Source organism: Vreelandella sedimenti (assembly GCF_013416325.1).
GTDB lineage: Bacteria > Pseudomonadota > Gammaproteobacteria > Pseudomonadales > Halomonadaceae > Vreelandella > Vreelandella sedimenti.
Genome location: NZ_JACCGK010000008.1, coordinates 152,963 through 168,040, shown reverse-complemented (window position 1 = coordinate 168,040; position 15,078 = coordinate 152,963). Strand labels below are relative to the sequence as shown.

The window sequence follows — 15,078 nt, the reverse complement described above, 5'->3', positions numbered from 1 at the left end:
AGTGGCAGAATTAATGACGGCACTGAGCCTGTTTGGCGATGCATTGGTGAGTGGACCCATCGCTGCGTTGATGCTCATTGTCAATCTATTGCCCGGCAGCATTTCCGATGCCTTCCAGTACGCCTTTATGCAGCGCGCCTTATTAACCTCAGTGTTGGTAGGCAGTATTTGCGGCATTTTATCCTGCTATGTGGTGCTTAAACGCTGGTCGTTACTGGGGGATGCGATCTCTCACGCCGTGTTGCCTGGGGTGGCCATTGCTTATTTATTAGGTTGGCCGTTCTTTATTGGTGCTTTTATTACCGGCGCGTTGACCTCTGTGGGTATTGGCGCTATCGAACGCCATACGCGGATTAAGTCCGATGCGGCCATGGGCCTGATGTTTACCGTTGCTTTTGCACTGGGTATTGTCATTATCAGCAAGATTGCCTCAAGCACTCACCTAATGCATATTTTGTTTGGCAACGTGCTGGGTGTTCAGCAATCGGCGCTTTTGCTGACGTTGGTGGCCAGTGTGATTGCCCTGTTAGTTGTGTGGCTCGCCTATCGGCCGCTGCTGCTTTATGCCTTTGACCCCCAGCAGGCCCAGGCGCTGGGATTCAATACCAGCATCATTCACTACGGATTGATCCTGCTGTTAACCCTTACCATCGTGGCGAGTTTGGAAACGGTGGGTATCATTTTAGTGGTGGCGATGCTGATCACACCAGGAGCAACGGCACACCTGCTCACCGACCGTTTTAAAACCATGATGCTGATTTCCGTGGGTGTTGGGGTTAGTTCGGCGGTTATCGGGCTATGGCTTTCGGTGGTGCTGGACGTTGCCTCTGGTGGCACCATTGTTTTGGTAGCCACTAGCTGGTTCTTTATCGCACTGCTGTTTTCGCCCAAGCACGGGCTATTGCTGCGCCAGTGGCGTCGCTGGCGCATGGGTTGAATCCACCGTTATAGCTGATCAGGCTGGCCTGTAAGCGATTGGATTTGATTTTTGACGCCCACCGCATCTTCGACATCGAGCTGAAAAGCGATACCCGTGCCTGGGGTCTCATCAAACTCTCCCATCTGTGATATTGCTTCCAGAATATGCCGACTACGATGCTCTTCAGACAGGAATAGTAGCATGTCGCGTTGCGCAGTAATCTCCATGCCAAAAATACCATGAGTCTTGTTGAGCCCTTCACCGCGGGCATGGTTAATCACGGTCGAACCTGTAGCACCTGCTTGGCGAGCGGCGTCAAGAATGGCATCGGTTAATTCTACTTCAACCATGGCGACAATAAGTTTAAAGCGCATCCTGATCTCCTTTTCCTAATTGCCTGCTGCTCTGCGCTGTCAATTCTCTCGCAGGGTAGTGTCGTGCTGCGCGCCACTGGGCAATTTGGGCGTAACCCATTACAGTAATAATAGGGAATAAACAGGCGAGAGCAATCATGCCAAAACCATCCATTACCGGGCTGCGTCCGGGAATCTCTGTTGCTAGGCCCAGTCCCAGCGCGGCAATTATAGGCACGGTAATCGTTGAGGTCGTAACCCCGCCCGAATCAAATGCCAACGGTATGATGGAGCGAGGTGAGCGCAGGGTTTGCACAATCACTAGCAGATAGGCAGCGACAACAAACCACTGCAGCGGCCAGCCCATCACGATACGCCAAGTGCCTAGGGTAATTCCGAAGGCCATACCGAGTGCAACCGCAATGCGCAGCATCAAGGGATCAATCGTGCCACCGGAAATCTCGCCTGCCTTCAACGAAACTGCAATGAGCGATGGCTCGGCAATTGTAGTACTGGTGCCAATAGCAAAGGCGAAGATATATACCCAGTAGTAGTCGCTCCAATGCCGCTGCGCTCCCTCGGCTAAGCCGGGCAAAAACTCATAGTTGGTGAGCTGGGTGGCCATTAACTCACCCATTGGAAACAGTGCTTGTTCCAAGCCGACTAAAAAAAACGACAGCCCCACCCAAACCATAAGAAAACCAACCCAGACCTGCGGCAGACGCTTTACAGGTTTGCGGATGACTAAGTATTGGAAGCCGAAAACGATTGCAGCGATAGGCAAAATATCCAGCAGTGTTCCCCAAAAAGTGGCGATAAGGGTCATGGAACTACTCCTGGTACCAGGTGAATGCCAACAATGCCAAATATCAGCACAAAAATAATCGGCATCACTGATGCCAATGCAATCAGCCCAAAACCATCGAGCATCGGGCTGCGGCCTTTTATCGAAGACGCCAGACCTACGCCCAATGCCGTCACCAGCGGCACCGTGATGGTCGAGGTTGTGACACCTCCAGAGTCATAAGCGATGCCAATCATCTCGGCGGGGGCAAGCAGGGTTAACAACAGCACTAGCACGTAGCCGGCAATAATCATTAAATGCAGCGGCCAGCCTTTAAAAATGCGTACCACGCCTATTACTACCGCTACGCCAACAGAAGCAGCCACTACCATCCGCAGCGCAAAGGCGAAGCTGTTTTGTGCACTAATGCTGTCATCAATCAGGCCTCCTTGTGCGACCACTTGCGCAGCTCGGGCAGCGATGGCGATCAAGGCAGGTTCAGCCACGGTAGAGCCAAGCCCCAGTGCAAAAGTAAACACCAGTAGCCATGTTATTGAGCCTTTTTTTACAAATGCTCGCGCTAGGTTCTCGCCCAATGGAAATAGTCCCAGCTCAAGCCCTTTAATAAAAAGGGTCAGGCCTACAACAACAAACACCAGGCCTAAGGCCAGGTCCATCAAGGCGAGGGAGTCGGGCAGTGGCTGGCGAATAACCACTAACTGGAAAAATGCCATCACCAATACCACCGGCGCAAGGTCGCGCAGGCTATCTTTAAGTTGGTGAGCGAGCGATACCACAAGATCCATTAAATCTTCCGCGAGTCAGGGGGGAATGGCAGCGCTGAAGCACTATTTCATTAATGTCAGAGTGTAGAAGGAAAGAGTATCCAAAAAGTTGATCCTACGCATGAAGATAAGCGTGAGTGCGTTTAACAGAGCCGGCTACCTAATAGCAGCAGCGATGGGTCTAAACTGTGCCAGCCCCACCATGCGAGCATTAAACAGGTAAGCAGCAGAATGGCCGCCATGGCCTTTAGTGAGTTATTGATTGTCATGGGGTCACCGTTGTTGACTGCGAGCGCTCTAGCGGCTTTTCATTGATAAACCAATGCAGTGCAGCAGCGACGACCGAGAGCACAATCGCAATTTGCCAGACCGTATTATAGTTGCCAGTAAGGTCATAAAAATAGCCACCCAGCCATACACCCATAAAAGAGCCTAACTGGTGAAACAGAAATACGATGCCGCCAAGCATGGAGAGGTGGCGAACACCAAACACGGAAGCCACAATGCCGTTGGTTAACGGTACGGTAGAGAGCCATAGAAGTCCCATGACGATTCCAAATAGGTAAGCGCTGACCGGGCTTAACGGCAAATAAACAAACGCCGTAATCACCACACCGCGAATCAAATAGAGCCAGGTTAGCAGCTTGGGTTTTGACCAGATGCCGCCCATCCAACCCGCGGTATAAGTACCAACAATATTAAATAGTCCCACTAAGGCCAGTACCGTCGTGCCCACCTTTACCGCCAGGCCGTTATCGAATAAGTAGCTGGGGAGGTGCACCGCAATGAACACCACCTGAAAGCCACAGACAAAAAAGCCTAAACAGAGTAGCCAGAACCCTTTTTGGCCTGCTGCTTCGTTGAGCGCATCTTTGAGGCTTAAATCGGATGCCGTTTTGGTAGAGGGTTTGTCGCGCAGCATTGCCCCCAGGGGAATGATGATGGTCGAGATAGCTGCCATCGCCATGAGTGCTGCGGCCCAGCCGAGCCACTCGAGCAAACCCAGGGTGCCAGGCAGCATGGCAAATTGCCCGAACGAGCCCGCTGCACTAACGATCCCCATGGCCATACTGCGTTTTTCAGGGGCCACTGCACGCCCCACAGCACCTAAAATAACCGAGAATGTGGTGCCGGAGAGGCCAAGGCCAATCAAAAGCCCGGCACTGACTGTCATGCCCAGCACCGAAGTCGAGAGACTCATAAACAGCAACCCCAAGGCATACAGCAAGCCGCCAAAAACGATAATCCTGGCTGCACCGAAGCGATCCGCGAGCGCCCCGGTAAAGGGTTGCGATAAGCCCCAAACCAGGTTTTGTAAGGCTAATGCAAAAGCAAATACGCCACGCCCCCAGCCGAGCTCGCTGCTAAGGGGCTCCATAAAGAGCCCGAAACCATGGCGTAAGCCCATGGCCGTGGAAATAACCAAGCTTCCCAATATAATCAGCAGCAACGAGTGGCGAAGAACGAAGGCCATGGTGTTCTCTTTATTGGCAGGCTAACAGTTAGCTCACTATCGCATGCGTTGTGCGCTTTTAGAAGCTGCCAAAAAGTGTACCCAAGGTAATTACGCTGATTAGCGCAATGATCGGCAGAGCGATGGTTACCATGGCAACGTTGCCATACGATTGGCGATGGGTAAGGCCGCAGATAGCCAGCAGGGTGATAACCGCGCCTGAGTGGGGAAGAGTATCCATGCCACCTGCAGCAAGCGTTGCGACGCGGTGCATTAGCTCTGGGCTAATACCTGCTTGTTGGGCCATGACCATGTATTCACTACCCAAGGTCTCTAGCGCAATTGAGAGGCCGCCGGAAGAGGAGCCAGTGATCCCCGCCAGCACGCTCATCGCCATGGCTTCTGAAATCAAAGGGTTGCTAGGTGAAGCAGTAAGCACCGCATCGCGGATAATCGCAAAGCCCGCCAAGCTTGCAATAACGGCACCGTAGCCTACCTCAGAAGCCGTGTTGAAAATCGGTAGCAGCGAGCCCAAACAGCCTTTATTGACACTCTCTTTAAGATCCAACCAATGCTTCCAGCGGGTAATAATTAGCCACGCAGATGCGCTGAGCAGGGCGATCAGAATGGCCCAAAGCCCGCTCTGTCCCGATGGCGATACATTTTCAAACTCGTCGCTGATAAAGCTTAAATCAAGGGCGGGAAACACACCGTAGGTTAACAGTGCGTTCAAACCAATCACCATAATGATAGGTATCAGTGCCAGCCACAGCGGAAGGCTGGCGGGTGCTTGCTTTTGATCTTCATTGGCAACTGCTTCGCGCTCAGTGTGTTGACCGTACCCTTCACTATTAGATGCCGCTTTTTTTACCCGTGACTGAAGATATAAAGTCCCCAACCCAAGCATAATCAGCCCGGCGATAATACCGAGACCAGGGGCTGCAAAGCTGTTGGTTTCATAATAAGGAATGGGAATCGCGTTCTGTATCGAAGGTGTCCCCGGTAGGGCTGTCATGGTGAACGTAAAAGAGCCAAGCGCAATGGAAGCCGGAATTAGTCGCTTGGGCACATTGGCACTGCGAAACAGTTCGCGGCTGATCGGATAAATGGCAAAAGCAACGACGAATAGCGATACGCCGCCATAGGTGAGCACCGCACAGGCCATGACGACGGTGAGCACGATATGTTGGGTGCCCAGTTTTTTGACAATCCCGTTGGCAATCGATTGGGCGGCACCGGAATCGGCCATCAACTGCCCAAACAGAGCGCCCAACAGAAACAGCGGGAAGAACTGGATGACGTAATTACCCAGCGCGCGCATAAAGGTATCGGTGTAGATCGGCAATAAAAAGGCGGCATCGCCAGAGAGCAACACCGCCAAACACGCCATAAGAGGAGCCAGCAGCAGCACCGAAATGCCTCGATAAGCGAGGAACATTAATAAAAGCAGTGAAATGACAATCGCAAGTATGCTCATGCGAGCTCCTAAGCAAACAGTAAAGTAGCCGACGCTGAAATTAAGCGGAAGAGCGATGGTAGGTAGTATGGTGCATTGCAGCAATGGTGTTGCGACTAAAGTAGCAATGCGTTAAGCATGAACCGCGGCCTTAGGTTTACATATTTAATCTGCTAAAATCCGCCCCCTTCGCCGTTAATGACCTTTCAATTGCTCTAGGAATTTTCATGAATGCAGTAATTCTTGCGGTGCTGGTGATGGTGGCGCTATCGCTGGCGCGTGTCTCGGTGGTATTTGCTTTAGTGGTGGGCGCTTTAGTCGGTGGTTTAGTGGGTGGGTTGTCACTAGAACAAACTCTGGACGCCTTTAATACAGGCGTTGGCGGCGGGGCCCAGGTGGCACTGGCCTACGCCACCTTGGGGGCCTTTGCGGTGGCGATCTCCCGCTCTGGCCTACCGGATATGCTGGCCAATCGCTTGATTACGCTGCTGGGTAAAAAAGAGGCCAGCGTTGCGCACCAGACGCGAGTCAAAATGCTGTTGCTAACGGCTGTGCTGTTGGTGGCTATTTCCTCTCAGAACGCTATCCCGGTGCATATTGCTTTTATACCGGTGCTGATTCCGCCGCTGTTAACCGTGATGAACCGCTTAAAGCTGGATCGACGTGCGGTGGCCTGTGCACTCACCTTTGGTTTAACGGCCCCTTATATGCTGCTGCCGGTAGGGTTTGGGGCGATCTTTCTAAACGATATCCTTTTGGCCAACTTAAATACCGCTGGGGAACCGCTGGGTTTAGAGATTACTCGTGGCATGGTGCCGCTGGCCATGGCAGTACCGGTAGGGGGGATGGCGCTGGGGCTAATCGTTGCGCTATTTTGGAGTTACCGGCGCCCGCGTGAGTATCAAGCCGAAGATATTGCTAACGCCAACGTTGCCGAAGGCCATACGCCTGCCAAACCGCATAGGTTGGGGCTTGTGATGTCAGGGGTGGCAATTGTCGCAGCGCTTGGGCTCCAGCTTTACAGTGGCTCAATGATACTGGGGGGCTTGGTAGGGATTGGCCTGCTTTCAATGGGGGGGATCTTTAAATGGCGCGAAGCTGACGATCTATTTACCAGCGGTATGCGCATGATGGCGCTGATTGGTTTTATCATGATCTCCGCAGCGGGCTTTGCAGAAGTCATGAAAACCACGGGAGAGATTGATTCCCTGGTGTCGGGAGCTTTTTCACTATTTGGCGATAACCGTGGGCTAGCGGCGCTGGTGATGCTGCTGGTAGGGTTATTTATTACCCTGGGTATCGGCTCGTCGTTCTCAACTATTCCCATTATTGCCGCCATTTTTGTGCCCTTGGCGGTACAGTTCGGCTTCTCTCCCATGGCCACGGTGGTGCTGGTGGGTACAGCAGCGGCGTTGGGTGATGCAGGCTCGCCTGCCTCTGACTCTACCCTGGGCCCCACTTCAGGCCTTAACGTTGACCGTCAGCACGATCATATGTGGGACAGCGTGGTGCCAACGTTTCTGCACTACAACATTCCGTTAGTCGGCTTTGGCTGGCTAGCGGCAATGATGCTCTAAAAGCCCTATCTTCAAACTAAAAAGGGACAACTTGGTTGTCCCTTTTTAGCCGCTTTAGCTGTATCACTATTTAGACAGATGGCTTTCGAACGCGCTTAATAGCCCCCGCAGAAGCGAAAGCTCTTTGCGGCTGGGTTGAGCGCGAGCGAAGAGCGCCTGCAACTGTTCTTCGGTGCGAGCGTGGGGCTGGGTTAAAAAGCCGCTCTCCTGCATTAAGCGGCCCAGATGCGCTTGAAAGTGTAAGAACTGTTCGCGGCTGGGAGGCGTTGCCTCTAACGGGCGCTGATAAGTAAAGCCACTCTCCCCACCTTTACGCCAGGCGCAGTGCACTTCATAAGCCAGTATCTGTACCGCCTGGGATAAATTCAGAATGCCGTAATCAGGATTGGCGGGAATGCTGACTTGGTGCGTGCAGCAGCGAATCTCATCGTTAGTCAGCCCCGAACGTTCACGCCCAAACACCAGTGCCACCGGCGCCGTTTGCGCATTCTGAATGACGTCTGCCGCCATATCATCGGGTTCGTCAAAGTGGGGCAAGGGTAGGCTGCGCAAGCGCGCACTGGCACCAACGACCTGAACGCAATCGTTAACGGCTTCTTCCAGCGAGCTAACCACACGAGTACTCTCCAGCACATCAGTGGCGCCTGCCGCTAGCCGAGTTGCTTCTTCATCGGGAAACATGCGTGGATTAACCAGCACCAGCTCGGTTAAACCCATGGTTTTCATGGCCCGCGCGGCAGCACCGATATTGCCGGGGTGGAAGGTCTGAACGAGTACGATACGAATATGCTGCAACATGCGCTGATTTCGCCCTATAGCCTTATAAAAAATCGCGCTGATAGTACCACGTTAGCTCAATGCAATGGGACTGAGCGTATTGGGTTGCTACTGAGTGTTGGCGCCTCATGTTGGCGATCCATAAAACGCAACAACCCCGCACAAGGCGGGGCTGTTGGTGACTACCTTAATAGCTAGTAGTCTTGAGCAGAGGGCTCAGGGGTGCATTACATCATGCCGCCCATGCCACCCATTCCGCCCATGCCACCCATATCAGGTGCTGAGTCTTTCTCTTCCGGATCTTCTGCGATCATGCACTCGGTGGTGATCATCAGACCAGCCACAGAACCAGCAGACTGCAGCGCAGTACGGGTTACTTTTGCCGGATCCAGAACGCCCATTTCGAACAGATCGCCGTACTCGCCGGTTTGTGCGTTGTAGCCGAAGTTGCCGGTTTCATCTTTCACACGGTTGATAACAACGGCGGGCTCTTCACCAGCGTTAGCAACGATTTGACGCAGCGGTGACTGCATAGCGCGTAGCGCCATGTTGATACCGTGGTTCTGATCTTCGTTGTCGCCTGTGAGGCCTTGTACTTTCGCCATAACGCGAACCAGTGCGGTACCGCCACCAGGTACGACGCCTTCTTCAACGGCTGCGCGAGTAGAGTGCAGAGCGTCTTCAACGCGGGCTTTCTTCTCTTTCATTTCCACTTCGGTAGCAGCACCGACGCGGATAACGGCAACCCCGCCTGCCAGTTTGGCAACGCGCTCTTGCAGCTTCTCTTTGTCGTAGTCAGAAGAGGTGTCTTCGATTTGCGCGCGGATCTGGTTAACGCGTGCTTCGATATCGCCTTCTGCACCAGCGCCATCGATGATAGTGGTATTTTCTTTAGACATGGTCATGCGCTTAGCGGTACCCAAGTGATCCAGGTTCGCTTGCTCAAGCGTCAGGCCGACTTCTTCAGAGATGACCGTGCCGTTAGTCAGGATAGCAATATCCTGCAGCATGGATTTACGACGGTCACCAAAGCCCGGTGCTTTGGCAGCGGCTACTTTAACGATGCCGCGCATGTTGTTAACAACCAGCGTTGCCAGTGCTTCGCCTTCGATATCTTCAGCGATGATGGCTAGCGGCTTGCCTTGTTTAGCAACGGCTTCGAGAACTGGCAGCAGCTCACGGATGTTGGAGATCTTTTTATCCACTAATAGGATGTAAGGATCTTCCAGTTCAACCGTCATGGTGTCCTGGTTGGTAACGAAGTAAGGCGAGAGGTATCCGCGATCAAACTGCATACCTTCAACGACTTCTAGCTCGTCTTCAAAGCCACGGCCTTCATCAACGGTGATAACGCCTTCTTTGCCAACTTTTTCCATCGCTTCGGCGATGATTTCACCGATACGCTTGTCTCCGTTGGCAGAGATAGTACCTACCTGAGCAATCGACTTGGTGTCAGTGCAAGGTACAGACATCGCTTTGATTTCTTTAACGGCAGCGTTAACGGCTTGGTCGATCCCGCGCTTAAGATCCATCGGGTTCATACCCGCCGTTACGCCTTTCAAGCCTTCAGCGATAATGGCTTGGGCTAGAACGGTGGCGGTGGTGGTGCCATCACCAGCGGCGTCAGAAGTCTGTGAAGCGACTTCTTTCACCATCTGGGCGCCCATGTTTTCAAACTTGTCTTTCAGTTCGATCTCTTTGGCGACAGAAACACCGTCTTTAGTAACGGTGGGGGAGCCGAAAGATTTTTCCAGTACTACGTTACGTCCTTTCGGGCCCAGGGTAACTTTTACCGCGTTGGCCAGAACGTCAACACCACGGGCCATACGTTTACGGGCATCATCTGAGAACTTAACTTGTTTCGCTGACATATCTGCTGCTTCCTAAATTGAATGCAAAAACGTGAAGTAATGATTCGAGGCGCTCACTAAAAATGGTGAGCAACAACGATTATTAACCTTCAACGACGGCAAGAATATCGGCTTCGCTCATGATCAAGACTTCTTCGCCATCGATTTTTTGCTTCTCGACGCCGTAGCCATCTTTAAAGATCACGTTATCGCCAACCTTGACGTCTAGCGGGCGGACATCGCCATTTTCCAGAATGCGACCGTTACCGACGGCGAGGATTTCACCGCGTGTCGGCTTTTCTTGTGCATTGCCCGGAAGCACGATGCCGCCTGCAGTTTTCTGCTCTTCTTCAACGCGACGGACGATGACACGATCGTGCAAAGGACGGATATTCATTCACGTTCTCCTGAGTATGGTTGAAGCCCTGGTGAGGGCAGTTAGCCTAAAAGTGTTCTCGAGGGAGTAACCCGCAAGAAGTGAAGACCTCACAGTCTTCCTTGTTAATGGCAGCTACCGTCTAGATCGCTGCCGAATTTGTGTGCTGGGTGAAAAATGGGGGCTGCGGATGGCCTTTCAAGGGGGCGAGTAATAAAAAATTGCTTTTCCGCTGAAATTCTTCCGTAAGAAACCTCAACGACGGCGCGGAGGCTCATCTCGACTAATAAAATCCCCCTCAATCGGGCCATCCTGTTGCGAAGACTGGCTGTTTTGATATTCATTGGGCCGAGCTGATGAAGCGCTGGGGTCTTGCTGTTGCCCGGCAATTTTTTTAAGCCCCAGCCAAGTAAGTGCTTTGAACATCAACTGCCGCGCGCTGGGGATCAAGCATGCCAAGCCTAATGCATCAGACAAAAAGCCTGGGGCCATTAATAAGGCACCGCCGAAGATCAGTGCAGCGCCGGTTAATAGCTCACTGGAAGGGATTTCACCGGCCTGCATGCGCTGTCGCGCTCGTGCAAAGGTGGATACACCCTCTTTGCGAATCAGATGTAGCCCGGCAAAACCTGTGCCGAGCACTAAGAGTAGGGTGGTGAGTAGGCCGATCTGACTGCCAATCGAAAACAGAACCACAAAATCCAGTAGAGTGAAAAGTGATATAAAAATAAGAATAGGCATGGCTAGCTCCCAAAAAGCGACTCGATAACTGTCGTAATTGCGTAATATGGTGACATAAATATAAATAGCAAGCAGCTGACATGGCGTATTCCAGCGGTGATGTCGCTCGATTTATGTCTATAATTCTTCTATGCTGCAATGCACAATGAAGCTGATTTAATCTGTTGTAAGGAGTCACGAATGGTACTTACGGATAAAGTAATTGCAGTCACGGGTGGGGCGCGAGGGTTGGGTTATGCCATGGCGCTGCGCTTGGGCAAACAAGGCGCACGCATGGCGCTATTGGATATGAGCGCTGAAGCGCTTGATCAGGCAGTATCGCAACTTGCCGCTGAAGGTGTCGATGCCCAGGCGTTTGTGGTGAATGTTGCCGAAGAAGCCACCGTGACTCAGGCGTTTGCCGATATCGCGCAACGTATGGGGCCTATCAGCGGTTGTGTCAATAATGCGGGCATTACCCAAGATGCGCTGCTGGTAAAAGCCAAAGAGGGGCAAGTGGAAAAGCGCATGTCCTTAGAGGCTTGGCAAAACGTTATTAATGTCAATTTAACTGGCGTATTTCTATGTGGTCGTGAAGCCGCCACTCAGATGATTGAAGCCGGACATGAAGGCGTGATCGTCAATATCTCCAGTATTTCCCGTGCAGGCAATATGGGACAAAGCAATTACGCTGCCGCAAAAGCGGGCGTACATGCGTTGACAGTCACTTGGAGCCAGGAGTTGGCACGCTATGGTATTCGTACCGGCACCGTAGCGCCTGGGTTTGTGACTACCGAAATGACCGCTGCGATGCGTCCTGATATGTTGGAGCGTATCTCGACAAGCGTGCCGTTAAAGCGTTTGGGTGAGCCCGATAATATTGCCCAAAGCGTTGCCTTTATTATGGAAAACGACTACTTCACTGGGCGTATCATTGAGTGTGACGGCGGCTTACGACTGTAGTTTCTTTGCCGTGTAAGATAAAGGCGTGTTGCATAGATGGGCGGCTCTAAAAGGCCGCCCGCGTTGCGTGTGTAGATGAACTTGTGAATTCACTCATCTGTGCATAAAGCTTAAAAGTAGTCGCGGCTAATTTTGCGCTGAAAGTACATCTCAAGGCGCAGGGTCATCGCCCAGCGTGGGTCGTAGCTGACATCGCGCTGGAAATGCAGCTCCGGAATCACATCGGCGAATAAAATACCTTTATGAAGATCGCGGCGGTAGCGCGTCTGAAGATAGTAATTGGTCATGCGAGGATTGGACGCGCTTTCACCGATGGCTATCGCCGAGTAGCGCAGTGCACTGCGGCGGTTGATACGGTGATTGATTTCGGCAATTTCACTGTACTCCAGTTTGTCTTCTTCCTCGCGCCACTGGACTGTCGAGATAAAGCGTAAGTGGCGGCGTTTGCTCAACGGTCGGCCGACATCCCAGCGTGTGCGTGCTGAGTAGCCTTCATTGTTGAACCAGGAAACGCGGTTATTCGACTCCAGCTGCCACGGCCCTTCACCCAGTTGCCACAGGCGCTCGCTGGTAAAACGTACGTAGGGGTCAAGAGGGAGACGCAAGCGAACACCGGCACCCACCCTATTACTCCAGTTTTCGCGTTTATCGCGGCTTTCCAGCCAATCCAGGCCGAGCGTAGAACTGCGACGGTCACGCTGGTCATTGGCAAGGCGTCCGGAGCCCTGCTCTTCTAGGGTGCCTTGCGACTCTTCCGGGTCACTCTCGATGACCAGTCGCAGACGATCCTCTGAGGTAGGTAGATCAATACGGTAACGAAGGGTGGTGTCGCCACGGGTACCATCCCCCTCCATCCAATCAATCTCTTGGCCGAAACGCAGATAAGACTCGTTGTTGACCTGCATATAGTCGTCAGTGCCAAAGAATCCATCGATGCGGCGTGATGTGTTATCAACCCAGTTGCCTACGCTTTCACGAAACGGCTCAATGCGTTCTTCCGCCCACTCGGGTAAGTCACTATCTTCCTCTTCTGCATACACATTCGTCGAGACCGTGGTGAGTAGGCCAAACCAGCAGAGGGTTAACAGTTTATGCATCGTCGATAGTCTCGGTAATGGGGCGTCGCTGCTTAACAATAGCGTTTATTTAGCGTGCTTTATGGGTCTCGATCTCTTTTGCCCACTCCAGCACACGCTTGCGTTGGCCACGGCTATTGAGTCGATCCGTATCGACACTCGCCGGGATAAGCTGGTGATTGGGTGACGCGTTAAGGTCGAGATTAAAGGTTCGGGAAGCGCCTGTCGGCATATCCTCGGAGCCATAAATAGCGATAACGCGAATTTCAAGCTGGATATTCTGCTCATGTAGTAGATTATCATCGATTTCCCAATAATCTTTAATCTGATTCACAATATCGCCAAACGATTGAATGTTCAGATAATCTCCGGAAGCTAGCGGGCCTTGATGAGTGCGGTAGCTGGATTCTTGTTGCTCTCCTTTCTGTTGGCTACCCGTTTGCTGTTCGCCGCCGTGCTGCTGATACTCTACTACGTCAAGGGAGTAACTGCCCTTTTGGGTATGCAGTACCGCTACCAGGTGTTGAACATAGATCGCTTCGCTGCTCATATTGCTGATTAAGCAGATGGAGTCCACGCCGATACCCTTGCCGCGATTAATAATCACGCGGGGGCGACGCTGTCGCACATAGCCGTTATAGAGCAGTTGGGCGTAAAATACCCATACAAAGAGTGTGCAAATGCTCGCTACAGCCGAGATTGCCTGGGCGTTATCGTTGAGCCATTCCATTATATGAGATCCTTCTCATTTTTATTGGTGTTAATCCCCGCAGCGGGCTTTCGATGATAGCCATTGAGGGAGGTTAGGTAGCATTATTTAGTAATAGAGACTAGCGGAAAAGTGGAGGTAAGTCAGCCAAATCGGCCTTTGATAAAGGTAGTATTGAGCAAATGCCAGACACGCAAAAAAATGGCATTAAGCCATTGGTATTTTTCAAATGAAGAGGAGGTGTTATACGAAGAATACTGACCAAAAAGCTATCCAGATAGCGTTAAGATCAAGCTGTTTGGAAGCTATTCAAAAGACAAGAGGGATTGTGCTAACTGCTTGATACTAAAGACTAATTGGTGCGGATGGGGAGACTCGAACTCCCACACCTTACGGCACTAGAACCTAAATCTAGCGTGTCTACCAATTCCACCACATCCGCTAAGACGAGGCGTATATTATCAACTTTGTGATAGAAGTCAATCAATGATTTGATATTAATGCATATGGCAGTCAGGAGAGAGCATGGCCCTAAAGTGGTGGCTACAGTGGGGTAGTGATTGGGTAAAGCAGGCCATGCCCGGCTACTGCGCATTTTGTTTGGCGCCGGCATCAGTGGGGCAAGGGTGGTGCGCAACCTGTTTGGTAGAGCTGCCTTGGAACCTACATGCCTGTCGCCAATGCGGTGACCCTGTTTCCCACGGAGCGAGCTTGTGTGGGCACTGCTTAGTTGAACCGCCGGCATTTTCAACTACCCAAGCGGGGCTGTTGTATCAAGAGTCGATCAAGCAGTTGGTGCATGATTTTAAATTTCATGCTTCTCCACGGGCGGGCACGCTATTGGCTGAATTGATGCTCTTAACCCCGCCGATGGCCCTGGGAAACGCACTGCTATCGGTACCTATGACTCCCACGCACGCTCGCACCCGAGGATTTAACCAGTCGCACTGGTTGGCCGAACATCTCAGTTACCAGCTTGGAATTCCAATGGTGTCTGCCAAACGGATAAAGGATTCCCCCTCCCAGCGCACGTTGAACCGCCGCCAACGGGCTGCCAACCTGTCGGGAGCCTTTGTATTTGAATCACCGCCTCCGGCGCATTTATTAATAATCGATGATGTGGTCACTACTGGATCAACAGGCGACGCATTAGGGCGCGCCGCGCTGGAGGCAGGTGCCAAACGTGTTGATATTTGGGCGGCCGCACGGACACCGTTAGGTAAGGATTGATAGAATAGTCTTTTCGCTTATTCATTAGCTCTTTCGCCAACCCAGGAGTG

16 protein-coding genes and 1 tRNA gene are annotated in these 15,078 nt (G+C 52.1%); 4 read left to right on the top strand and 13 right to left on the bottom strand.

What is annotated here, in order from left to right:
* Nucleotides 1–13 precede the first annotated feature (13 nt).
* Nucleotides 14–937 carry a metal ABC transporter permease gene (locus HZU72_RS10825; RefSeq protein ID WP_180091803.1) on the top strand — a complete coding sequence of 308 codons (924 nt, stop codon included), beginning with the start codon at nucleotides 14–16 and terminating at the stop codon, nucleotides 935–937.
* Between the two features lie 8 nt (nucleotides 938–945).
* Here HZU72_RS10825 and HZU72_RS10820 read toward each other — a convergent pair whose 3' ends face one another.
* From HZU72_RS10820 to HZU72_RS10800, 6 genes are all read right to left on the bottom strand, one after another.
* Complete coding sequence (locus HZU72_RS10820; protein WP_180091802.1) at nucleotides 946–1,293, bottom strand: P-II family nitrogen regulator; 348 nt, start codon at nucleotides 1,291–1,293, stop codon at nucleotides 946–948.
* The gene (gene umpB / locus HZU72_RS10815) at nucleotides 1,283–2,098 is read right to left on the bottom strand and encodes a Na,Li,K/H(+) antiporter subunit UmpB (protein ID WP_180091801.1); all 816 of its coding nucleotides are present in this window, start codon (nucleotides 2,096–2,098) and stop codon (nucleotides 1,283–1,285) included. Before umpB ends, HZU72_RS10820 begins: the two co-directional genes overlap by 11 nt.
* A complete protein-coding gene (locus tag HZU72_RS10810; RefSeq protein ID WP_180091800.1) occupies nucleotides 2,095–2,862 on the bottom strand; it encodes a DUF1538 domain-containing protein in 768 nt (255 codons plus the stop codon). Before HZU72_RS10810 ends, umpB begins: the two co-directional genes overlap by 4 nt.
* A gap of 122 nt (nucleotides 2,863–2,984) precedes the next feature.
* Nucleotides 2,985–3,110, bottom strand: coding sequence for a hypothetical protein (locus HZU72_RS24015; protein WP_268896357.1), 126 nt, complete (start codon nucleotides 3,108–3,110; stop codon nucleotides 2,985–2,987).
* The gene (locus HZU72_RS10805; RefSeq protein WP_180091799.1) at nucleotides 3,107–4,315 is read right to left on the bottom strand and encodes an MFS transporter; all 1,209 of its coding nucleotides are present in this window, start codon (nucleotides 4,313–4,315) and stop codon (nucleotides 3,107–3,109) included. Before HZU72_RS10805 ends, HZU72_RS24015 begins: the two co-directional genes overlap by 4 nt.
* Nucleotides 4,316–4,373: 58 nt before the next feature.
* Nucleotides 4,374–5,771: a GntP family permease gene (locus HZU72_RS10800; protein WP_180091798.1), complete on the bottom strand. Its 1,398-nt coding sequence runs from the start codon at nucleotides 5,769–5,771 to the stop codon at nucleotides 4,374–4,376.
* Nucleotides 5,772–5,977: 206 nt separating this feature from the next.
* Between HZU72_RS10800 and HZU72_RS10795 the strand changes: the two genes are divergently transcribed.
* Nucleotides 5,978–7,327, top strand: a complete 1,350-nt coding sequence (locus tag HZU72_RS10795; protein ID WP_180091797.1) for a Na+/H+ antiporter family protein — start codon at nucleotides 5,978–5,980, stop codon at nucleotides 7,325–7,327.
* A 66-nt stretch (nucleotides 7,328–7,393) separates the two neighbouring features.
* Here the strand turns inward: HZU72_RS10795 and HZU72_RS10790 are convergent, their stop codons facing one another.
* The 4 genes from HZU72_RS10790 to HZU72_RS10775 all read right to left on the bottom strand — a co-directional run bounded on the left by HZU72_RS10790 (nucleotide 7,394) and on the right by HZU72_RS10775 (nucleotide 11,071).
* Nucleotides 7,394–8,125 (bottom strand): RNA methyltransferase, encoded by a 732-nt coding sequence (locus HZU72_RS10790; RefSeq protein ID WP_180091796.1) that lies wholly within the window; start codon nucleotides 8,123–8,125, stop codon nucleotides 7,394–7,396.
* Nucleotides 8,126–8,331: 206 nt separating this feature from the next.
* Nucleotides 8,332–9,975 (bottom strand): chaperonin GroEL, encoded by a 1,644-nt coding sequence (gene groL, locus HZU72_RS10785; RefSeq protein WP_035578979.1) that lies wholly within the window; start codon nucleotides 9,973–9,975, stop codon nucleotides 8,332–8,334.
* Nucleotides 9,976–10,057: 82 nt separating this feature from the next.
* Nucleotides 10,058–10,351: a co-chaperone GroES gene (locus tag HZU72_RS10780; RefSeq protein ID WP_022523671.1), complete on the bottom strand. Its 294-nt coding sequence runs from the start codon at nucleotides 10,349–10,351 to the stop codon at nucleotides 10,058–10,060.
* Nucleotides 10,352–10,585: 234 nt separating this feature from the next.
* Nucleotides 10,586–11,071, bottom strand: coding sequence for an FxsA family protein (locus HZU72_RS10775; protein WP_180091795.1), 486 nt, complete (start codon nucleotides 11,069–11,071; stop codon nucleotides 10,586–10,588).
* Between the two features lie 180 nt (nucleotides 11,072–11,251).
* Here HZU72_RS10775 and HZU72_RS10770 point away from each other — a divergent pair, with 180 nt between their 5' ends.
* On the top strand, nucleotides 11,252–12,013 hold the full coding sequence (locus HZU72_RS10770) for an SDR family oxidoreductase (protein WP_180091794.1): 762 nt from the start codon (nucleotides 11,252–11,254) through the stop codon (nucleotides 12,011–12,013).
* A 110-nt stretch (nucleotides 12,014–12,123) separates the two neighbouring features.
* Here the strand turns inward: HZU72_RS10770 and HZU72_RS10765 are convergent, their stop codons facing one another.
* From HZU72_RS10765 to HZU72_RS10755, 3 genes are all read right to left on the bottom strand, one after another.
* Nucleotides 12,124–13,110 (bottom strand): hypothetical protein, encoded by a 987-nt coding sequence (locus HZU72_RS10765; RefSeq protein ID WP_180091793.1) that lies wholly within the window; start codon nucleotides 13,108–13,110, stop codon nucleotides 12,124–12,126.
* A 49-nt stretch (nucleotides 13,111–13,159) separates the two neighbouring features.
* A complete protein-coding gene (locus HZU72_RS10760) occupies nucleotides 13,160–13,819 on the bottom strand; it encodes a hypothetical protein (protein ID WP_180091792.1) in 660 nt (219 codons plus the stop codon).
* Nucleotides 13,820–14,155: 336 nt separating this feature from the next.
* A tRNA-Leu gene (locus HZU72_RS10755) sits at nucleotides 14,156–14,240 on the bottom strand.
* An 83-nt stretch (nucleotides 14,241–14,323) separates the two neighbouring features.
* Here HZU72_RS10755 and HZU72_RS10750 point away from each other — a divergent pair.
* Nucleotides 14,324–15,028: a ComFC family protein gene (locus HZU72_RS10750; protein ID WP_235976068.1), complete on the top strand. Its 705-nt coding sequence runs from the start codon at nucleotides 14,324–14,326 to the stop codon at nucleotides 15,026–15,028.
* The last annotated feature ends 50 nt before the right edge of the window (nucleotides 15,029–15,078 follow it).